Genomic DNA, 19,978 nt, shown 5'->3' with positions numbered 1-19,978 from the left:
TCATGAGTGAGGTTCTGGTTCTCGTCGACCACGTCGAGGGTGAGATCAAGAAGGTCACCCTCGAACTCCTGACGCTGGCCCGGTCGCTGGGCACGCCGTCGGCCGTCTGGGCCGGCCCCGGCTACTCCGACGCCGCCAAGGCGAGGCTCGCCGAGTACGGCGCCGAGAAGATCTACGTGGCCGACTCCGAGGAGATCGCGCAGTACGTGGTGGCCCCCAAGGCCGAGCTGCTGGCCCGGCTCGTCGCGGACAAGACCCCGGCCGGGGTGCTCGTCGCCGCGACCGGCGAGGGCAAGGAGGTCGCCGGACGGCTGGCCGTCAAGACCGACTCGGGCGTGATCACCGACGCCGTGGGCGTGGACGGCGACTTCGTCGCCGAGCTGTCGATCTTCGGCGGCGGCGTCAACGTGCGCAGCCGGGTCGTCAAGGGCACCCCGATCATCGCGGTCCGCCCGAACGCCACCGCCCCCGTGGCCGCCCCGGCCGCGGGCGCAGAGGAGAAGGTGGAGGTCGCCCTCTCCGACGCCGCCCGCGCCGCCAGGATCGTGGAGCGGGTCGTCCAGGAGAAGGGCGGGCGTCCGGAGCTGACCGAGGCCGCGATCGTGGTCTCGGGCGGCCGGGGCGTCGGCTCGGCCGACAACTTCTCGATCATCGAGAAGCTGGCCGACTCGCTGGGCGCGGCGGTGGGCGCCTCCCGCGCCGCCACCGACGCGGGCTGGTACCCGCACGCGTTCCAGGTCGGCCAGACCGGCAAGACCGTCTCGCCGCAGCTCTACATCGCGGCCGGCATCTCCGGGGCCATCCAGCACCGGGCCGGCATGCAGACCTCGAAGACCATCGTCGTGATCAACAAGGATCCCGAGGCGCCGATCTTCGAGATCGCCGACTTCGGCGTCGTGGGCGACCTCTTCCAGGTCGTCCCGCAGCTGACCGAGGAGATCGAGAAGCGCAAGTAGCCGCTCGGCCGCCGGAGGCGCCGCATCCCCTGGAGGGGTGCGGCGCCTTTCGTCATACCGGCCGGCGTCGTCCGGCCGTCCTGGTGGCCCGGGGGAGGGCCGGGGCGGTGAGAGCGAGCACGGCGCCGGCCGCCAGGCCGCCGAGCAGCGCCGGTCCGTGCAGGTTGGCGAGGGCGGAGAGCACGGCGCCCGCGGCGAGCACGGCCAGTGCGGGCGCCCACCGGGGCAGCCGGTCGCGCCGCAGCACGAGGTGGGCGCCGGCCGTCGCGGTCACCGCGCCCACCACGATCGCCGCGACTCCCTCCGCGGCCGTCGAGATCATGATCAGCGCGTACCAGGCCGCGACCGCCGCCGCCGTCCCCGGTCCGGTCTCCCGGACGAGGGCCTTCAGGGGCGACGGCGCCGCTTTCGACGGCGGCAGCGCGGTGCCCGAGTGCGCCGCCTGCGACGGCGCCGCTGGTGCGGACGCTGTGCCTGAGTGCGCCGTCTGCGACTCCGTTTGTGGGGGCGCCGTTTGTGCGGGCGCCGCGCCCGGTGATCGTAGGTCGCCGGCACGGCCGAGGAGGGCGGCCGCGCAGCCTCCGGCGAGCCCGCACACCGCGATCGAGTTGCCCGCGCCCACCGTCCCGAAGACCAGTCCGGCCGCCTGCCCGGCCGCGGCCCCCACCAGGTAGAGGGCGAGCCACCGCCCGGGACCGAGAGCCCGCTCGGCGAGCACGCCCACCACCAGCAGGGTCGCCAGATTGAAGGCGGTCCCCGCGAGACCGCCGTCCTGCACGAGCAGCGAGGTGACCGGTCGCCACCACTCGCCCGCGCGGATGAGGTCCGGATCGCGCTCGAGAGCGCCGGTCAGCGCCGGGGCCGCGATCTGCGCGAGGCTCGGCACGGCGGTGACGGCCAGGACGGCCGTCGTCGTCCAGGGGAACGGTCTGGTCGTCACGCGTCCCAGCGTCCCGCACCCCGTCCTGTCGTGGCGAGAACGGATGTACGGACCTTCCCGGGACTTTTGTCACGGAGGCGGGAGCGTTCGGCCGTCAGGCCGCCCGGGGCAGCGGCTCGTCGCCGTCCTCCGCCGTACGGCCGTCGAGGCCCCCCGGCACCCGCCGGAACGGCAGCGTCCGGGACGCCGGGAGGAACCGGGCGGCGACGGCGATGAGCACGCCGAGGACCACCGCGGTGACCATCGCCGAGCGCAGGGACGTCAGCGTCGACACGAAGCCGATCACTACCGGACCGAGCAGCAGCCCCGCGTAGCCCATCGCGCCCGCCTGGGCGATCGCGGGGCCGGGCGTGGCCGTGGCCGTCCCGGCCAGCGACATCGCCATCGGCGAGATCGTCGCCACCGACAGGCCGATGAGGAACATGGCGGCCACCGCGGCGAAGGCGGAGGGGGCGGCGATCACGGCCAGGTAGGTGGCGGCCGTGGCGGCGCCGGACGACACGATGAGCGCCCGCGCGCCGAACCTGCCCCGGAGGCGGTCGCCGCCGAGCCGGGCGACCAGCATCCCGGCCTCGAACACCGGGTAGCCGAGCGCCGCGACGGCCTCGGGAGCGCCGAGCGTGCCGATCAGGTAGAGGCCGTTCCAGTCGGCCACCACGCCCTCGACCATGAAGGCGGCGAAGGTGATCGCCCCGAGCAGGTAGACGACGCCGGGCAGCCTGCGCCGCCCGTCCCGCGTGCCGGACGGCCCGGCCGTCTCGGCGGCCGGGTCGGGCAGGTAGGTGCGGCTGAGCACGAGCGACACGGGCAGCGACACCGCCGCTACCAGCAGCAGGTGGACCGTGAACGGCAGCCCGGCGGCGATGGCCGCGGTGCCCGCGAGCCCGGCGGAGATCGCCCCGACGCACCACCCCGCGTGCATCCCGCTCATGATCGGCCTGCCGTACGCCCGCTCCACGACCGAGCCCTGGGCGTTCATGGCGACGTCCACCGCGCCGAAGGCCATGCCGAACAGCGCGGACGCGGCGACGAGGGCGGGGAACGACGGCACGAAGGCGAGCAGCACGAGGGAGGCCGCGCACAGCGGGGCGCCGATCCGCAGGACGCCGCCGCTGCCGGCCCTCGCCATGACCACGCGCATGAGCTGCATGGTCACCAGCGCGCCGAGCCCCCAGGAGAGCAGGGCGAGGCCGACCGACGACTCCGACAGATGGAGCCGTCCGGCCAGCGCGGGCAGGCGCACCGTGAACGTGCCGCACATGAGGCCGGCCAGGACGAAGGTGAGGATCGCCCCGGCACGGGCCGTCCTCAGGGCGCGGGTCATCACAACTTCCTTTCGGGGTCGGTGAATACGGTTTCCGACGAGGGGAGAGCGGGCACACTCCGTTAGGTCGCCCTTTACGGCGCATTGCCGGAAGGGCGACCGCCATGCCCGGGTCCGGGCGGAGTCAGAGAAGGTCGAGCAGGCGGCGTTTGACCGCGCCGTAGTCGACGATGCCGGGGCTGTGGGTCGCGACCTCCCAGACGCCCTCACACGCCAGCCGCACGACCTGCGACGCCACCGGGTCGGGTTCGTCCTCCAGCCCGTGCAGGTGCCAGCGCGCCATGGCCTCGCGCAGCGGCGCGAGCAGCGCGGGATCGCCGGCGGCGCCGGTGACCACCGCCCAGCGCCGCAGCCGGCCGGTCTCGACGGCCTCGAAGGTCGCCGCCAGGTAGGCCCTGGTGTACGTGCTCTCGTGCTGGGCCTCGACGAGGGCGTCGAACTCGGCGATCAGCCGTTCGACCATGCCCTTGATCAGCGCGTCCTTGCTGGAGAAGTGGTAGAGGAGACCGCCCTTGCTCACGCCGGCGCGCTCGGCGACCGCCGACAGGGTCAGGGCCTGGACGCCCTGGTCCTGCAGCAGGCACTCGGCCGCGTCGAGCAGTTCGTCCCTCCTCATGACACTTACTGTACCGTCTGGACGGTTCAGTGGCAAAGCCGGGGGATAGCGAGGATCGGACATCCGGATAGGCTTGGTTGGCCGAGGATCGTTCTGGGAGGGGCCGTGGGAACTGCGTATCTGGACCATGCCTCGACCACGCCGATGCTCCCCGAGGCGATCGAGGCGATGACCGCGCAACTCCGCCAGGTGGGCAACCCCTCGTCGCTGCACGCCGCCGGGCGGCGGGCGCGGCGGGTCGTGGAGGAGTCGCGGGAGACGATCGCCTGCGCGCTCGGCGCCCGGCCGAGCGAGGTCGTCTTCACGGCCGGCGGCACCGAGGCCGACAACCTGGCCGTGAAGGGGCTCTTCTGGGCCCGCAGGCGGCCGCGCGTCCTGCTGAGCGCCGTCGAGCACCACGCCGTCCTCGACCCGGCCCACTGGCTGGCCGACCACCATGGCGCGGTGGTGGAGCTGCTGGAGGTCGACGACCGCGGCCGCGTCCACCCGGAGACGTTGCGCGCCGCCATCGAGCGCGACCCCGGGGACGTCGCCCTCGTCAGCGTCATGTGGGCCAACAACGAGGTGGGGACGGTGCAGCCGGTCCGCGTGCTGGCCGCCATCGCCCACGAGCACGGCATCCCGTTCCACACCGACGCCGTGCAGGCCGTGGGCCAGCTCCCCGTGTCGTTCGCCGAGTCGGGCGTGGACGCCATGACCGTGTCCGGCCACAAGGTCGGCGGCCCGATCGGTGTCGGCGCGCTGCTGCTGGCCCGGGGCGTCGACCCCGTGCCCGTGCTGCACGGCGGCGGCCAGGAGCGCGACATCCGGTCCGGCACGCTCGACGCCCCCGCCATCGCCGGGTTCGCCGCGGCGGTCGAGGCCGCCGTGAAGCACCAGGACGCCACGGCGGAGCGTCTCACCGCCCTGCGCGACGACCTGATCGAGCGCGTACGGCGGGTCGTGCCGGACGTCATCCTCAACGGCGACCCGGACAACCGGCTCCCGGGGAACGCCCACTTCTCGTTCCCGGGTTGCGAGGGCGACGCCCTGCTCATGCTGCTGGACGCCAAGGGCGTGGAGTGCTCGACCGGCTCCGCGTGCTCGGCCGGCGTGGCGCAGCCGTCCCACGTACTGCTCGCGATGGGCCAGGACGGCGCCCGGGCGCGGGGCTCGCTGCGCTTCTCGTTCGGCCACACCTCCACAGAGGAGGACGTCGACCGGGTGGCCGACGTGATCCCGCACGTCGTCGAACGCGCCCGCCGCGCCGGTCTCACCTGAGGCCGGCGGGGTCCCCGAGCGGCCGGGGCCGCTCGCTCAGGTGAGGAAGTGGGCGACCGCGCTCCACGACGGGTCGTCGGCGACCTCCACCGTGGCGCGCCCCTCCTTCCAGGCCGCGGCCAGCTCGCGCACCGCCCGCGCGGCGTCGCCCGCCGGGTCGGCGTACACGTGCAGCACCCTGCTGCGCTCCGCGCTGAGGTGGGCCACCAGCGCGGCCGTGCCGAGCGCCCCGAGGCGCTCGGTCAGGTTCACCTCGAAGTCGCGCAGCGAGCCGAGCGACACGCCCGCGGGCAGCCCGTCCGCGTCGGCGTTCGCGTACGGCAGGGTGATCGCGACGTGCTGGTCGAAGAGCGGGTGGTCGACCGGACGGAGGGGGTAGCGGGCGGCGGCGGCCAGTTTGCCGCCGTTCGCGGTCTGGCCCTCCAGCAGCGCCCACTGCTCGTCCTTGAAGCCGCCGGCCACGTCCGCCACGACGGCGGGCAGGTGAACGGCCGGGACGGCGTCGATCGGCTCGAACTCGGCGGCCACGATGTCGCCCACCCAGCGGGCCACCTCGTCCTCGCCCAGCAACCAGTCGAGCGCGAGCAGGGTGGCCTCCATCCGGGTGTCGTCATCGATATCCGGAAATATCGGGTGAAAGGCGGAGACGTCCACGCGGGGTGTGCCCGGCGGCACGCGCAGGCCCAGCACCAGCCGGTCGAGCCCGAACTCCCGGCCGCCGACGTCGACGGTCAGCTCGGACGCCCGAGGGTTCGCCTGACGGGAGGGGTGGAACTCCCACAGTTCGTCCGCCGGAGGGGCCGCCAGGGCCCACCGGTGCGCGAACGACCGCAACTCCGGGTCGCCGGACGCGCTGACCACCAGGGCGTGCCTGGCGAGGGTCCCCGGGGCGATCTCCCAGACCAGGGACGGGTCCAACGCCGTGACGGCCGGTCCGATCGTCTCGGCCAGCGCCTCGGCGTCCTCGGCCTCGACGTGACCGTCGATCAGGGGGCGGGTCTCGGCCCACCAGGTCCAGAAGCCGGCGATGGCCTCCGCCGGCTCAACCGGCTCGCTCTTGCGCCCGAACAGTCGCATGACCCCGCATCCTCCCAGTTCGCCTCCCGCTCTGCCAACGCGATCGCGACACGGCGCGGCCGCGGAGAGGGGCCGGGACGGACGCCGAGGTGGCGCGGGCGCGCCGGAGGCGGCGGGGACCTGGGCGAGGCCGGTCGTCGGAGGCGCGGCCGGTTGTCCGGGGGCGCAGGGCGGTCGTCCACAGGGGCGGACGCGCCGCAGCGGGAGAGCGCGCCGTACGGGTAGTCTCGAACTGCTATGAGTCCCACACCACGGCTCCGCGTGCTCGCCGCCATGTCCGGCGGCGTGGACTCCGCCGTCGCCGCCGCCCGGATCGCCGAGGCGGGCCACGACGTGACCGGCGTCCACCTGGCGCTCTCGTCGAACCCCCGGTCCTACCGCACCGGCGCGCGCGGCTGCTGCACGCTCGAAGACGCCCGCGACGCGCGACGGGCCGCCGACGTGATCGGCATCCCGTTCTACGTCTGGGACATGGCGGAGCGGTTCCACCGCGACGTCGTGGAGGACTTCGTCAGCGAGTACGCCGCGGGCCGCACGCCCAACCCGTGCCTGCGCTGCAACGAGAAGATCAAGTTCGAGGCCGTGCTCGACCGGGCCCTCGCCCTGGGCTTCGACGCGGTGGCGACCGGCCACCACGCCCGCCTGGCGGGCGGCGTGCTGCGCCGCAGCGTCGACGAGGCCAAGGACCAGTCGTACGTGCTCGGCGTGCTCACACGCGAGCAGCTCTCCCACGCGATCTTCCCGCTCGGCGACTCGACCAAGGCCGAGGTGCGCGCCGAGGCGGGCCGCCGCGGGCTGACCGTGGCGGACAAGCCGGACAGCCACGACATCTGCTTCATCGCCGACGGCGACACGCGGGCGTTCCTGGCCGACCGTCTCGGCGCGTCGGAGGGGCCCATCGTCGACGCGCTGACCGGGCAGGTCGTCGGCACGCACCAGGGCGCGTACGGCTTCACCATCGGCCAGCGCAAGGGGCTGCGGATCGACCGGCCGGCCACCGACGGGCGGCCGCGCTACGTGCTGTCGGTCGAGCCGGTGTCCAACACCGTGACCGTCGGCCCGCGGACCTCGCTGGAGGTGCGCGACATCGTCGGCGAGCGGCCGGTGTGGAACGGCCCGGCCGGCGAGCCGTACGAGCCGATCGCCTGCAGCGTGCAGCTGCGCGCCCACGGCGAGGTGTACGGCTGCCGCGCCCAGTTGTCCGGCGGCGAGCTGCACATCGCGCTCGACAGGCCGGCCGCGGGCGTCGCGGCGGGCCAGGGCGCCGTCCTCTACGAGGGCGACGCCGTCATCGGCTCCGCCACGATCGCCTCGGCGGTCTGACGGCCGTCAGGCCAGCTCGACCGACTCGCCCACGGGGATGCGGCGGAAGTCGCCCTTCTGCTTGTCGCCCTCCCCGCCGAGGAAGTTGTCGATGAGCATCTGGCCGATCTCGTTGACGAGGCCGTCGTGCGTGGAGTACGCCCGGGCCGGACGGACCTCGCGCAGATAGACGATCATCTCGTAGGCCTTGAGCCAGGGCGCGTTGCTCGGGACGAGCAGCGTCGGCACCTCGACGCCCGGCACGGTCAGCGCGTCGCCGGGGTAGAAGACCTCCTCGTCCACGAGGAAGCCGACGTTCTGCACGATCGGCATGTCGGGATGGTTGGGGGCGTGCCACTCGCCGATCGTCTTCACGCCGAAGCCGGCGGTGGTGAAGGAGTCGCCCTCCCGGACCACCTGGACCTTGGCGGGGATGTCGCCCAGCTGGTCGGCCACCGCCTGGCAGGTCCACACCTCGAGGCCGGGGGCCGCGCCGCGCAGCAGGCCGGCGTCGACGTGGTCGAAGTGCTCGTGCGTGATCAGCACCGCGTCCGCGCCGTCGAGCAGGCCCTCGCCGCTGAACGAGCCGGGGTCGATGACCAGCGTGGATCCGTCCTTCTCCAGCCGCCAGCACGCGTGCCCGAGTTTGGTGAGTTTCATAATCCCTAAGCTAGTCCCCGTGAACGAGCATCCGTGGGGCGAGGCGACCGCCACAGGCGTTGGGTCCTACCCGGGCGAAGACCACATGGAGGCGCTCCGGACGGCGTTCGGCGAGCTGCCGATGCCGTACCTCCCCGAGCTTCCCGCTCGCGGCGTCGGCGCCGACATGATCGGCCGGACGGCGGCGCTGCTGGTCGAGCTGCCGGTCGAGGTCCAGCCCTCCGGGTGGAGACTCACCGACCGGCCCGGCCGCGACCTCAAGCGCGCCCTCGACCACCTGCGCCGCGACCTCGACGGCCTGGAGGAGGTCTCTCAGGGGTACGAGGGGCCGCTGAAGATCCAGGCCTGCGGCCCGTGGACGCTCGCCGGAGCGGTCGAGCTGCGGTACGGCGACAAGGTGCTGGCCGACCCGGGAGCCGTGCGGGACCTGGCCGAGTCGCTGGCCGAGGGGCTCGCGCAGCACGTGGCCGATGTGCGGCGGCGCGTTCCGGGGGCCCGGCTGGTGGTCCAGCTCGACGAGCCGGGGCTGCCGGGTGTGCTGGCCGGGTCGGTGCCGACCGCGTCCGGCTTCGGCCGGCTGGCCGCCGTCGAGGCCCCGGTCGCCCGCGAGCGGCTGCAGACCGTGATCGACGCCCTCGCCCCCGCGTTCCCGATCGTCCACTGCTGCGCGCCCGGCGTCCCCTTCGAGGTCCTCCGTACGGCGGGGGCGCGGGGTGTCTCCCTCGACGTCACGCGGCTGCGACGCCGGGACGAGGACCAGATCGGGGAGTCGGTCGAGGCGGGGGTCGCGCTCTTCCTGGGCGTCGTCCCGGGCACCGGCACCCGGCTGCCGGACAAGGGCGTCGTGGCCAAACCCGCCACGGAGCTGTGGCGCAGGCTCGGCTTCGCCCCCGCGACGCTGGCAGATCAGGTCGTGCTGACGCCCGCGTGCGGCCTCGCGGGCGCGTCCCCGGCGTACGCGCGGGCGGCTCTGGCCCGGTGCCGGGAGGCGGCGCTGGTCCTGCGGGAGGACCCGGGGGAGTGACGGCCGGACCGGCTCACGCCACACCTGATCCTGATCGGTCGTGGACCGTGCCAACCTGGTCGGCGAGCCGGACAAAAAGGAATGAAAGTCGGCCGCGGGCGGACTACCGTATTCAGTGATCACTCCTCGACGGGGTCCCGCGCTTGGTCTGGAGCGGGCCTCGGGTGGGTCGGATCGGCGGGAGCCGCCCGCGTCCTCGGAGCGGCTCCCGCGCCCATGTGAGCCTCCGCGGGGCTCGCCGGTGCGCGCCCTCGAGGCCGCGTGCGTACGAGGGCCGGCATGGCGGGGCGGGCGGTACGAGAGCCGGTGTGCGGGGGCGGGTCGTGCCGGTGTGCGCACGCGGGCGGATGCGCGCTCGCGCGATGGGGGCGGAAGATGTCGGTGGCCGGAGATACGGTTTCCCTGGGCGGTTGACGAGGGGAGACGCGACGTGACCGATCAGGTGAACGAGGTTGAGGCCGCGCCCTCGGAGGCGCGCGAGCGGCACGCGGAGCTCGCGGAGCTGATCGAGGAGGCCAACTGGCGCTACTACGTGCTCGACTCCCCGACCGTCGCCGACGCGGAGTACGACACGTGGATGCGGGAGATCACCGCGCTCGAGGAGCGGTATCCGGACCTCCGGACGCCCGACTCGCCGACGCAGAAGGTGGGCGCCCCCGTCTCCTCCGAGTTCGCGCCCGTGGCGCACCTGCAGCGGATGGAGAGCCTCGACAACGCCTTCAGCCAGGACGAGCTCGCCGCCTGGCAGGCCAGGGCCGAGCGGCTGATCGAGGCCGACCCCGGGCCGTACCTGTGCGAGCTCAAGATCGACGGCCTGGCCGTGGCGCTGGTCTACGAGAAGGGCCGCCTCGTGCGGGGGGCGACCCGCGGCGACGGGCGCAGCGGCGACGACGTCACCCCCAACATCCGCACGCTCCGCGACGTCCCCCAGCGGCTGACCGGCGACGACGTGCCCGACCTCGTCGAGGTGCGCGGCGAGGTCTTTCTCCCCGTCGAGGGATTCAAGAAGCTCAACGAGCAGCTCATGGACGAGGGCAAGCCGCCCTTCGCCAACCCGCGCAACTCGGCCGCCGGCTCGCTGCGGCAGAAGGACCCCCGCATCACGGCGCAGCGCCCGCTGCGGCTCATCGTCCACGGCGTGGGCAAGTGGGAGGGCGCGGAGCCGCCCAGGACGCAGTCCGAGATGTACGACCGGTTGAGGAGCTTCGGCCTGCCGGTGAGCGACCGCTACCGCGTGGTCCGGTCGCCGGAGGAGATCCACGACTTCATCGAGCACTACCGGGAGCACCGCCACGACCCGGAGTACGAGATCGACGGCGTCGTGGTCAAGATCGACCGGATCCCCCTGCAGCGGCAGCTCGGCTCGACGAGCCGGGCGCCCCGGTGGGCCATCGCGTTCAAGTACCCGCCGGAGGAGGTCACCACCAAGCTCCTGGACATCCAGGTCGGGGTGGGCAGGACGGGGAGGATCACCCCGTTCGGCGTGATGAGCCCGGTCGTGGTCTCTGGATCCACCGTGGAGCGCGCGACCCTGCACAACGCCTCCGAGGTGGAGCGCAAGGGCGTGCTGATCGGCGACACGGTGGTCCTGCGGAAGGCCGGCGACGTCATCCCCGAGATCGTCGGCCCGGTGGCCGATCTGCGCGACGGGTCCGAGCGGGCCTTCGTGATGCCCACCCACTGCCCGGAGTGCGGCACCGAGCTGGCCTACGAGCGGGAGGGCGACGCCGACCTGCGCTGCCCCAACACCCGCGCCTGCCCGGCCCAGCTGCGGGAGCGGATCTACTTCGCGGCCGGGCGGAGCGCCTTCGACATCGAGGGCCTGGGCTACGTCGCGGCGACCGCGCTGACCCAGCCGCTGCCGCCCCAGGAGCCTCCGGTGCGCACCGAGGCCGACCTGTTCGACCTGACGATGGAGCAGCTGCTGCCCATCAGGTCCGTCGTCCGCGACCCCGACTCGGGCCTGCCGAAGATCGACCCCAAGACGGGGGAGCCGAAGGTCGTCTCGTTCTTCGGCACCACGTCCGGCGCCCCCAGCAAGAACGCCGAGCTGATGCTGGAGGAGCTCGAGCGGAAGAAGAAGGAGCAGCCCCTCTGGCGGGTGCTGGTGGCGTTGAGCATCCGGCACATCGGGCCGCCGACCGCGCGGGCGCTGGCCGACGCGTTCCGGTCGATCGACGCGATCGCCGCGGCGTCGGAGGAGGAGCTCGCGGCAGTCGAGGGCATCGGCCCCCGGGTCGCCGCCACCATCAAGGAGTGGTTCGAGGTCGAATGGCACCGGGAGATCATCGACCGGTGGGGGGCCGCGGGCGTCCGGATGGCCGACGAGGCCCCCGCCGACCAGGGTCCCCGCACGCTGGAGGGCATGACGCTGGTCGTCACCGGCACGCTCGCCGAGTTCAGCCGCGACGAGGCCGGCGAGGCCATCACGGCCAGGGGCGGCAAGGTGTCCAGCTCGGTCTCGAAGAAGACCGGCTTCGTGGTGGTCGGGGAGAACCCGGGTTCCAAGTACGACAAGGCCGTCAAGCTCGGCGTCCCCATCCTCGACGAGCAGGGCTTCCGGACCCTCCTGGCCGAGGGCCCCGACGCCGCCAGGGCCGTCGCCCTCCAACCCCAGGAGTGACGGCCTCCGCCCGGCGGCTCACGGCGGCACGGCTCTGGGTGGCGCGGCTCTTACCTGCGCGGCTCTGGGCGGCACTGACCCGCTGAACATAGATGAACCCCTGCACGCCCCGGGGGAGTGGCGTGCAGGGGTTCGGTCGGCGGACGGCGCGAGCCGCGCCCACCTCACGAGGCCCGGCTCCGGCCTGTCGGCCTCACAAGGCCCGGCTGTGCAGGGGTGCCTGCGCCGGTGTGGAAGGCCCGCCGGGCCGGGTCTCCGTCACGAGAACCCGGCCCGGGAGCCCGGCCGCCTCAGGAGGCGGCGCAGGAGACCGTCGACGGGGTGCCGTTGGCGCTGTTCCAGTTCGCCAGGAAGCCGAACGTGGTCGACGCCCCGGCCCCGAGGCTCCCGTTCCAGCTCAGGTTGGTGACCGTCACGCTGCTGCCGCTGGTGGTGGGGGTGCCGTTCCAGAGCTGGGTGATCGTCTGGCCGTTGGGGAACGTCCACTGGACCTTCCAGCCGCTGATCGCCGCCGATCCGCTCTGCACCGCGACCTCGCCCTGGAAGCCGCCCTGCCACTGGCTGATCACCTTGTACGTGGCCGTGCAGCTCTTGCCGCCCGTGGGCGTGGGTGTCGGCGTGGGCGTGGGGGTCGGCGTGGGAGTCGGCGTGGGAGTCGGGGTGGGAGTCGGGGTGGGCGTAGGAGTTGGGGTCGGCGTGGGGGTCGGCGTCCGCGTGGGCGTGGGCGTCGGCGTGGGGGTCGGCGTCCGCGTCGGCGTGGGCGTCGGCGTCGGGGTGTTGGTGGGCGGGGGCGCGGCGATGGCCAGGTCGTAGGCCCGCTGCGGCACGAACTGGCCCGCCGGCGCGATGCAGCCGTCCGACTCGCCCGGCGGCTTCACCCAGAGGAACGCGTCGATCGCGCTGTCGCCGGTGTTGGTCGTGCTCCAGGTGCCGGTCGCCCGGCCCGCCGGGTCGCACCACTCGCTGCCCGACGGGCCGTTGCCGTTGCGGCTGGTGTCGATGACGGCGTGCAGCTTCGAGATCCCGGTCGCGGAGATGACGCTCTTGGCGTACGACACCAGGCCCGGCGTGGACCGGTAGTTGGAGACGTTGAGGGCGATGCCGTCCGCGCTGTTGCCGACGTCGGCCGCCCTGAGCCGGTTGGCCATGTCCGAGGCGCCGACCCAGGCGTCGTGCCCGGCGTCGAAGTACACCTTCACCTGCGACGACGTGCCCTTGAACTTCTTGCCCGCGTACGCCAGGGAGGCCTCGACCTCGGCCTGCTGCGACGCGTTCATGCAGTTCGTCATGATCGACAGCGCGTCGGGCTCCAGGATGATCTCCGCCGGACGCCCGCCGAGGCCGGCGGCGATCTCGTCGACCCAGGCGCGGTACGCCGTGTGGTCGGGCGCGCCGCCCGCGCTGGCGCCGCCGCAGTCACGGTTCGGGATGTCGTACACGACCATGATCGGGATCTTGCCCGCGGCCGCCGCGGCGCCGACGTACGCGTCGACCTGGCCGCGCACCGTGGTGGGGTTGTAGCTGGCGAACCACCGGCCCTGCGGGACGGCCGCGACGCGGTCCCTGATGACCGCCGTACGGCTGTCGCCGGGGTTGGCCGCCACCCACTTGGCCGCGTTGGTCGTCGGGTCGACGTAGAAAGCGGAGTCGGCGGCCTGGGCGGCGGACGAGGTGAAGACGGCCGCCCCGGCCGCGGCCGTGGCGGCCACAGCGAGAACGGCCGCCAGCACGGGCCTTCTGCGAGACATGGATTACTCCGTCCGGGTAAGGTGGGAGCGCTCCCACCGAGTCATCCCGGATCGTAGGTACCGCCCGACGGTCCCAGAAGGGCGTGCCGTAATAAGGCTGGAGTCGAAACGTAATACCCGCAGGCCCCTCGCGTCCCGCCTCCAGGAGGCCGGTGAAACTTTCACCACAAGGCGCGCGAAACCGCTGTGATCGACCGATCTCCAGAAATTGGTGGTAACGGACTGTGCCCAACCGGTTTCGCGAAGTGGCCCAGAGGCCGTACCCTCCCATAGTGACCTCTTGGGGGGTTTCTTACCGATGACGTTGACTCGCAGCCTCATGCCGCTTTCCGGGCTGCCGCGCACGCTGATGCCGGCCGCGGACCTCGGCGGCCTGACGGTGCCCATCGACACGCGCGACACCGGCCCGCGCCCCGGCTCGCCCCTGTGGGCCTACCTCACGGCCGTCATCGCGGTCGGCTCCACCGCGCTGGCCGTCGCCCAGGTGCGCCTGGGCCTCGGCGAGCTGGCGCAGATCGCCCGCACGCCGCTGTTCTGGATGCTCGCCGTGCTCGTGGTGCTCGGGGAGCTGCGGCCGGTCACGGTGAGCTCCTCGACCCTCGTGGGCGGCACGCCCACCTCGACGATGTTCACGTTCGCCGTGCTCATGTACTACGGCCTGCCGACGGCGGCGCTGCTCCAGGCGGCGGCGGTCGTGGTGAGCGGGCTCGTGCACCGCCGGGCGTGGCACCGCGTGATGTTCAACCTGTCCCAGGTCACGCTGGCGTGCACGGCCGCGGCCGTCGCCTTCGGCGCGTTCGGGATCCACTCGGCGCCCGGCTCGCCCTGGACGCCGGACGGCCCGGACATCCCGGCCATCGTGCTGGCCGGCGGGGCGTACTTCGCGGTCCGGGCGTTCCTCGTCTGCGGCGCCGTCGCGCTGCACGAGCGGCGGCCGATCAGCCGTGTGCTGCGGGCGTCGATCGGTCCTCAGGCGCTCGTGTACGGCGCGCTGCTCGGCCTCGCCCCCCTCGTCGTCGTCGTGATGGCCCACTCCTCCGCCCTGGTCCCGTTGTTCCTCGCGCCCCTGGCGGCCGTCTACTTCACCGCGACGCTCTCGCTGCGCCGCGACCACCAGGCGACCCACGACGGGCTCACCGGCCTGCCGAACCGGAAGATGCTGATCCTGCGCACGGAGGAGGCCCTCACCGAGGCCCGTGCCGACGAGCGGGTGGGGCTGCTGCTGCTCGACCTCGACCGGTTCAAGGAGGTCAACGACACCCTGGGCCACCCCGTCGGCGACCGGCTGCTGCAACTGGTGGCGCACCGGCTCACCCACAGCGTGCGCCCGGGCGACGTGGTCGCCCGGCTGGGCGGCGACGAGTTCGCCGTGCTGCTGCCGTCCATCCGGGACGCGCAGGCGGCCAAGGAGGTCGCCTCCCGGCTGCGAGTCGCGATCACCGAGCCCGTACGGCTGGAGGGCATGACCTTCGACCTGGACGCCTCGATCGGCATCGCCCTCTACCCCGACCACGCGCCCGACTTCGAGCTGCTGCTGCAGCGCTCCGACGTGGCCATGTACCTGGCCAAGGAGGGCCGTACGGGCGTCGAGTTCTACCTGCCGGCCAAGGACCGCAACTCGCCGGAGCGGCTGAGCCTGCTCGGCGACCTGCGGCGGGCCATCGACGCCGACGAGCTGGACCTCCACTATCAGCCCAAGGTCAGCCTGGAGAACGGGCAGGTCGAGAGCGTGGAGGCGCTGCTGCGGTGGTGGCACCCGGTCCGCGGGCCGGTCTCGCCCGTCGAGTTCATCCCGCTGGCCGAGCAGTCGTACCTCATGCGCGAGCTCACCCAGCACGTGATCCAGCGGGCCCTGCAGCAGGCGGCCCGGTGGTGGCACGCGGGCATCGAGGTGCCGATCTCGGTGAACGTCTCTGCCCGCGACCTGCTCGACTCCGGGCTGCGCGAGCAGCTGGAGAGCGGGCTGGAGAAGCTGGAGCTGCCGGCCACCGCGATCCAGCTGGAGGTCACCGAGCGCATCCTGATGACCGACCAGGCCTACAGCGCGGAGACGATCCGCACCCTGGCCGGCCTGGGCATCCAGCTGTCGCTCGACGACTTCGGCACCGGCTACTCCTCGCTCGTCCGTCTCCAGCGCCTCCCGGTCGCCGAGGTCAAGATCGACGCGTCGTTCGTACGGCGGGTGGTGGAGTCGCGCGACGACGAGCGCATCGTCCGGTCGATCATCGACCTCGTGCGGTCGCTCGGGCTGCGCTCGGTGGCCGAGGGCGTCGAGTCGCACGAGATCGCGACGCGGCTGCGCGAGATGGGCTGCCAGGCCGGTCAGGGCTGGTGGCTCGCCAAGCCCATGCCCGCGGCCGAGTCGACGGTGTGGCTGCGCACCCGGCTCAGCTCCGCCTTCACCGCCCGCCCCGCCGACGGCGCCCGCCTCGCCTCGCACTGACCACCCTCGGGCGGGAATCACCGGGCGCCGCGGCGCGAAGTGAGCGGGACATGGGAGGAAGCGGAACGACGCGCGCCCCGTAATGCGTCGGCCTCGCCCGATGACGAGCCCTAGGATGGGAAAGTCCAATCTCCATCATGAAACGGGTTCGACGACTCATGTCCGCCATAACCCGCGATGAGGTCGCTCATCTCGCCCGGCTGTCCCGGCTGGCGCTGGCCGACGACGAGCTCGACCACTTCGCCGCCCAGCTCGACCAGATCGTCGGCGCTGTCGCCCGCGTATCCGAGGTCGCGGCCGACGACATTCCGCCGTCCTCGCACGCGCTGCCGCTGACGAACGTCTTCCGCCCGGACGAGTTGCGCCCGTCCCTCACGCCGCAGGAGGCCCTGTCGGGCGCTCCCGCCGTGGAGGAGGACCGGTTCCGCGTCCCGCGGATCCTGGGGGAGGAAGCATGAGCTTGATCCACAAGACTGCCGCCGAGCTCGGCCGGCTGGTCGCCTCCGGCGAGGTCTCGGCCGTCGACGTGACCCAGGCCCACCTGGACCGCATCGCCCAGGTCGACGGCGAGGTCCACGCGTTCCTGCACGTGGACGCCGAAGTGGCGCTCGCCCAGGCCCGCCGGGTCGACGAGCGCATCGCCAGGGGCGAGTCGCTCGGCCCGCTGGCCGGCGTGCCGATCGCGCACAAGGACGTCTTCACGACCGCCGACATGCCGACCACGGCCGGCTCGAAGATCCTCGAGAACTGGCGGCCGCCGTACGACGCGACCGTGACGGGCCGTCTCCGCGAGGCCGGGCTGGTGATCCTCGGGAAGACCAACCTCGACGAGTTCGCCATGGGCTCCTCGACGGAGAACTCGGCGTACGGGCCGACCCGCAACCCATGGGACCTGAACCGGATCCCGGGCGGTTCCTCCGGCGGGTCGTCCGCGGCCGTGTCGGCCTACGAGGCGCCCCTGTCGACCGGCACCGACACCGGCGGCTCGATCCGCCAGCCGGCGGCCGTCACCGGCATCGTCGGCATGAAGCCGACGTACGGCGGCTCGTCCCGGTACGGCCTGATCGCGTTCGCCTCCTCGCTCGACACGCCGGGGCCGTTCGCCCGGAACGTGCTCGACGCGGCGCTGCTCCAGGCCGCGTTCTCGGGCCACGACCCGCTCGACTCGACCTCGATCGACCAGCCGGTGCCGCCGGTCGTGGAGGCGGCGCGGCAGGCGGACGTCGCCGGCATGCGGATCGGCGTGGTCAAGGAGTTCGGCGGCGAGGGCTACCAGCCGGGCGTGCTGGCGCGCTTCCACGAGGCCGTCGAACTGCTGGAGTCCCTGGGCGCCAAGGTGTTCGAGGTGTCGTGCCCGACGTTCGGGTACGCCCTCCCCGCGTACTACCTCATCGCGCCGTCCGAGTGCTCGTCCAACCTGGCCCGCTTCGACGCCATGCGGTACGGCCTGCGCGTCGGCGACGACGGCACCCGCAGCGCCGAGGAGGTCATGGCGCTGACCCGGGCCGCCGGGTTCGGCCCCGAGGTCAAGCGGCGGATCATGCTCGGCACGTACGCGCTGTCGTCGGGCTACTACGACGCCTACTACGGCCAGGCGCAGAAGGTCCGCACGCTGATCTCGCGCGACTTCGACGCGGCCTTCCAGCAGGTCGACGTCCTGGTCTCGCCGACGACGCCGACCACGGCGTTCCCGATCGGGGAGCGGGCCGACGACCCGATGTCCATGTACCTGGCCGACCTGTGCACGATCCCGAGCAACCTCGCGGGCAACGCGGCCATCTCCGTGCCGTGCGGCCTGGCCGACGAGGACGGCCTGCCGGTGGGCCTGCAGATCATGGCCCCCGTCCTGGGCGACGACCGCTGCTACCGGGTCGGCGCCGCGGTCGAGCAGGCCTTCGAGAGCCGCTGGGGCGGCCCGCTGCTGGCCAAGGCCCCCGCGCTGTAGACACCGCAGAGGGGAGGGGAACGGCGGCATGATCACCCGCATCGAGATCGACGGCTTCAAGTCCTTCGAGAACTTCGCGCTCGATCTGCCGCCTTTCCTCGTGCTCATCGGCACCAACGCGAGCGGCACGTCGAACCTGCTCGACGCCCTGACGTTCGTCGCGACCGTCGGGACCGGGGGGTGGACGCCGCGGTGGCGGAGGTGCGCGGCGACGCCCGCGGGCTGTTCCGCAGGCGCGGCGACGGCACGCGGGTCGACCGGATGCGTTTCGCTCTGGAACTCCTTATCCCGGACTCCGGGACTTCTACGTGTCGGTGGCGGAGACCGCCGGCCTCGGCGAACTGCGGAAGGTGCCCGCCTTCCAGCAATGGTGGAATGACATGATCGAAGCTCTGGAAGGACTGGGTTACCAGCATGGCTGATACCGCGACGCTCATGCCGTACGACGAGGCGCTGGAGCGCTTCGAGCCGGTGCTGGGGCTGGAGACGCACGTCGAGCTGGGCACCGAGTCGAAGATGTTCTGCGGCTGCCCGACGACGTTCGGCGCGCCGCCGAACACGCACGTGTGCCCGGTGTGCCTGGCGCTGCCCGGCTCGCTGCCGGTGGCGAACGAGAAGGCCATCGAGTCGACGATCCGGATCGGCCTCGCGCTGAACTGCACGATCGCCTCGTGGTGCCGATTCGCCCGGAAGAACTACTTCTATCCGGACATGCCGAAGAACTACCAGATCAGCCAGTACGACGAGCCGCTGTGCACCGACGGCTACCTGGACGTCGAGGTGGACGGCCGCACCATCCGGGTGGAGATCGAGCGGGTGCACCTGGAGGAGGACACCGGCAAGTCCACGCACGTGGGCGGGGCCACCGGCCGGATCCACGGCGCCGACTACTCGATCGTCGACTACAACCGGGCCGGCATCCCGCTCGTCGAGATCGTCACCAAGCCGATCGCCGGCACCGACCGGCTCGCCCCCGAGGTCGCCCGCGCGTACGTCACCGAGCTCCGCGAGGTGATGCGCTCCCTGGGCGTCTCGGACGTGCGGATGGAACAGGGCTCGATGCGCTGCGACGTGAACGTGTCGCTCATGCCGCGCGGCTCGTCGGAGTGGGGCACCCGCACCGAGACCAAGAACGTCAACTCGCTGCGCAGCGTCGAGCGGGCCGTCCGGGGCGAGATCGAGCGCCAGGCCGCCATCCTCGCCGACGGCGGGCGGATCATCCAGGAGACCCGGCACTTCCACGAGGACACCGGGCAGACCACGTCCGGCCGGTCGAAGGAGGAGGCGCAGGACTACCGGTACTTCCCCGAGCCCGACCTGCTGCCCATCGCCCCCGACCCCGAGTGGGTCGAGACGCTCCGGGCCGCGCTGCCCGAGCTTCCGTCCGTACGGCGCAAGCGGCTGCAGCGGGAGTGGGGCGTGTCCGACCTCGACATGGAGGCCATGCACAACGCGGACGCGATCGACCTGGTCGAGGCGACCGTGTCCGCCGGTGCCCCGCCCGCCGACGCGCGCAAGTGGTGGATGGGCGAGCTGGCCCGCCGGGCCAACGAGTCGGCCACGCCGCTCGCCGACCTGCCGATCACGCCCGAGCAGGTCGCCCGGGTGACCGCGCTGGTCGCCTCGGGCGCGCTCAACGACAAGCTGGCCCGCCAGGTGCTCGAAGGCGTCCTCGCCGGCGAGGGCGGCCCGGACGAGGTCGTCGAGAGGCGCGGCCTGCGGATCGTCAACGACGAGGGCGAGCTGGCGGCGCTGATCGACCAGGTGCTGGCGGACAACGCCGACGCCGCGGAGAAGGTGCGCGGCGGCAAGATCGCGGCCGTGGGCGCGCTGGTCGGCGGCGTCATGAAGGCCAGCCGTGGCAAGGCCGACGCCGGCCGTGCCCGCGAGCTGATCCTGCAGAAGCTCGGCGTCGAGGAGTAGGCTCCGGCCCCTCCGCCGCCCGCGTGTCAGGGGCGGCGGAGGACTCTGTTACGGCCTTCCTCCATAAAACCGGCGGGCTGCGGAGACGGATGTGGCAGGGCCGATTTCACTGGTCTAGAGCGACACATCCGACACCT

16 protein-coding genes are annotated in these 19,978 nt (G+C 72.9%); 10 read left to right on the top strand and 6 right to left on the bottom strand.

Annotated elements, in window-relative coordinates; all coding sequences use genetic code 11:
- Positions 1–2 precede the first annotated feature (2 nt).
- Positions 3–956 carry an electron transfer flavoprotein subunit alpha/FixB family protein gene (locus Mco01_RS16520; RefSeq protein ID WP_204057761.1) on the top strand — a complete coding sequence of 318 codons (954 nt, stop codon included), beginning with the start codon at positions 3–5 and terminating at the stop codon, positions 954–956.
- A 52-nt stretch (positions 957–1,008) separates the two neighbouring features.
- Here the strand turns inward: Mco01_RS16520 and Mco01_RS16515 are convergent, their stop codons facing one another.
- The 3 genes from Mco01_RS16515 to Mco01_RS16505 form a co-directional block, all read right to left on the bottom strand.
- Positions 1,009–1,896, bottom strand: coding sequence for a rhomboid family intramembrane serine protease (locus Mco01_RS16515; RefSeq protein WP_204057760.1), 888 nt, complete (start codon positions 1,894–1,896; stop codon positions 1,009–1,011).
- A gap of 94 nt (positions 1,897–1,990) precedes the next feature.
- Complete coding sequence (locus Mco01_RS16510) at positions 1,991–3,220, bottom strand: MFS transporter (protein ID WP_204057759.1); 1,230 nt, start codon at positions 3,218–3,220, stop codon at positions 1,991–1,993.
- Positions 3,221–3,344: 124 nt separating this feature from the next.
- On the bottom strand, positions 3,345–3,836 hold the full coding sequence (locus Mco01_RS16505; RefSeq protein ID WP_204057758.1) for a TetR/AcrR family transcriptional regulator: 492 nt from the start codon (positions 3,834–3,836) through the stop codon (positions 3,345–3,347).
- Between the two features lie 105 nt (positions 3,837–3,941).
- Between Mco01_RS16505 and Mco01_RS16500 the strand changes: the two genes are divergently transcribed.
- Positions 3,942–5,096, top strand: a complete 1,155-nt coding sequence (locus Mco01_RS16500) for a cysteine desulfurase family protein (RefSeq protein WP_204057757.1) — start codon at positions 3,942–3,944, stop codon at positions 5,094–5,096.
- Positions 5,097–5,132: 36 nt separating this feature from the next.
- Here Mco01_RS16500 and Mco01_RS16495 read toward each other — a convergent pair whose 3' ends face one another.
- On the bottom strand, positions 5,133–6,173 hold the full coding sequence (locus tag Mco01_RS16495) for a DUF695 domain-containing protein (RefSeq protein WP_204057756.1): 1,041 nt from the start codon (positions 6,171–6,173) through the stop codon (positions 5,133–5,135).
- 237 nt (positions 6,174–6,410) lie between these two features.
- Here Mco01_RS16495 and mnmA point away from each other — a divergent pair, with 237 nt between their 5' ends.
- Positions 6,411–7,496 (top strand): tRNA 2-thiouridine(34) synthase MnmA, encoded by a 1,086-nt coding sequence (mnmA, locus tag Mco01_RS16490; RefSeq protein WP_275410507.1) that lies wholly within the window; start codon positions 6,411–6,413, stop codon positions 7,494–7,496.
- Positions 7,497–7,502: 6 nt separating this feature from the next.
- Here mnmA and Mco01_RS16485 read toward each other — a convergent pair whose 3' ends face one another.
- Positions 7,503–8,135, bottom strand: coding sequence for an MBL fold metallo-hydrolase (locus tag Mco01_RS16485; protein WP_204057755.1), 633 nt, complete (start codon positions 8,133–8,135; stop codon positions 7,503–7,505).
- Positions 8,136–8,154: 19 nt separating this feature from the next.
- Here Mco01_RS16485 and Mco01_RS16480 point away from each other — a divergent pair, with 19 nt between their 5' ends.
- Positions 8,155–9,159: a methionine synthase gene (locus Mco01_RS16480; protein ID WP_239103653.1), complete on the top strand. Its 1,005-nt coding sequence runs from the start codon at positions 8,155–8,157 to the stop codon at positions 9,157–9,159.
- 430 nt (positions 9,160–9,589) lie between these two features.
- The gene (ligA, locus tag Mco01_RS16475) at positions 9,590–11,782 is read left to right on the top strand and encodes an NAD-dependent DNA ligase LigA (protein WP_239103652.1); all 2,193 of its coding nucleotides are present in this window, start codon (positions 9,590–9,592) and stop codon (positions 11,780–11,782) included.
- Positions 11,783–12,072: 290 nt separating this feature from the next.
- On the opposite strand, the gene Mco01_RS16470 is transcribed toward ligA, so the two are convergent.
- Positions 12,073–13,530, bottom strand: coding sequence for a glycoside hydrolase family 6 protein (locus Mco01_RS16470; protein ID WP_204057753.1), 1,458 nt, complete (start codon positions 13,528–13,530; stop codon positions 12,073–12,075).
- Positions 13,531–13,879: 349 nt separating this feature from the next.
- Between Mco01_RS16470 and Mco01_RS16465 the strand changes: the two genes are divergently transcribed.
- The 5 genes from Mco01_RS16465 to gatB all read left to right on the top strand — a co-directional run bounded on the left by Mco01_RS16465 (position 13,880) and on the right by gatB (position 19,841).
- Positions 13,880–15,973 carry a putative bifunctional diguanylate cyclase/phosphodiesterase gene (locus tag Mco01_RS16465; protein WP_239103665.1) on the top strand — a complete coding sequence of 698 codons (2,094 nt, stop codon included), beginning with the start codon at positions 13,880–13,882 and terminating at the stop codon, positions 15,971–15,973.
- Positions 15,974–16,131: 158 nt separating this feature from the next.
- On the top strand, positions 16,132–16,431 hold the full coding sequence (gatC, locus tag Mco01_RS16460) for an Asp-tRNA(Asn)/Glu-tRNA(Gln) amidotransferase subunit GatC (protein WP_036331271.1): 300 nt from the start codon (positions 16,132–16,134) through the stop codon (positions 16,429–16,431).
- Complete coding sequence (gatA, locus tag Mco01_RS16455) at positions 16,428–17,918, top strand: Asp-tRNA(Asn)/Glu-tRNA(Gln) amidotransferase subunit GatA (RefSeq protein ID WP_204057752.1); 1,491 nt, start codon at positions 16,428–16,430, stop codon at positions 17,916–17,918. Before gatC ends, gatA begins: the two co-directional genes overlap by 4 nt.
- 28 nt (positions 17,919–17,946) lie before the next feature.
- Complete coding sequence (locus tag Mco01_RS16450) at positions 17,947–18,297, top strand: AAA family ATPase (RefSeq protein WP_204057751.1); 351 nt, start codon at positions 17,947–17,949, stop codon at positions 18,295–18,297.
- 35 nt (positions 18,298–18,332) lie between these two features.
- Positions 18,333–19,841 (top strand): Asp-tRNA(Asn)/Glu-tRNA(Gln) amidotransferase subunit GatB, encoded by a 1,509-nt coding sequence (gene gatB, locus Mco01_RS16445; protein ID WP_204057750.1) that lies wholly within the window; start codon positions 18,333–18,335, stop codon positions 19,839–19,841.
- Positions 19,842–19,978 lie beyond the last annotated feature (137 nt).

The organism is Microbispora corallina (assembly GCF_016863035.1).
Classification (GTDB): Bacteria; Actinomycetota; Actinomycetes; order Streptosporangiales; family Streptosporangiaceae; genus Microbispora; species Microbispora corallina.
This window is presented reverse-complemented; position numbering and strand designations above follow the sequence as displayed.

Coding starts and splice junctions, on each gene's coding strand:
- Mco01_RS16520 (WP_204057761.1), top strand. CDS start 3: ATGAGTGAGGTTCTGGTTCTCGTCGACCACGTCGAGGGTGAGATCAAG.
- Mco01_RS16510 (WP_204057759.1), bottom strand. CDS start 3,220: ATGACCCGCGCCCTGAGGACGGCCCGTGCCGGGGCGATCCTCACCTTC.
- Mco01_RS16505 (WP_204057758.1), bottom strand. CDS start 3,836: ATGAGGAGGGACGAACTGCTCGACGCGGCCGAGTGCCTGCTGCAGGAC.
- Mco01_RS16495 (WP_204057756.1), bottom strand. CDS start 6,173: ATGCGACTGTTCGGGCGCAAGAGCGAGCCGGTTGAGCCGGCGGAGGCC.
- mnmA (WP_275410507.1), top strand. CDS start 6,411: ATGAGTCCCACACCACGGCTCCGCGTGCTCGCCGCCATGTCCGGCGGC.
- Mco01_RS16485 (WP_204057755.1), bottom strand. CDS start 8,135: ATGAAACTCACCAAACTCGGGCACGCGTGCTGGCGGCTGGAGAAGGAC.
- Mco01_RS16470 (WP_204057753.1), bottom strand. CDS start 13,530: ATGTCTCGCAGAAGGCCCGTGCTGGCGGCCGTTCTCGCTGTGGCCGCC.
- Mco01_RS16465 (WP_239103665.1), top strand. CDS start 13,880: ATGCCGGCCGCGGACCTCGGCGGCCTGACGGTGCCCATCGACACGCGC.
- gatC (WP_036331271.1), top strand. CDS start 16,132: ATGTCCGCCATAACCCGCGATGAGGTCGCTCATCTCGCCCGGCTGTCC.
- gatA (WP_204057752.1), top strand. CDS start 16,428: ATGAGCTTGATCCACAAGACTGCCGCCGAGCTCGGCCGGCTGGTCGCC.
- Mco01_RS16450 (WP_204057751.1), top strand. CDS start 17,947: ATGATCACCCGCATCGAGATCGACGGCTTCAAGTCCTTCGAGAACTTC.
- gatB (WP_204057750.1), top strand. CDS start 18,333: ATGGCTGATACCGCGACGCTCATGCCGTACGACGAGGCGCTGGAGCGC.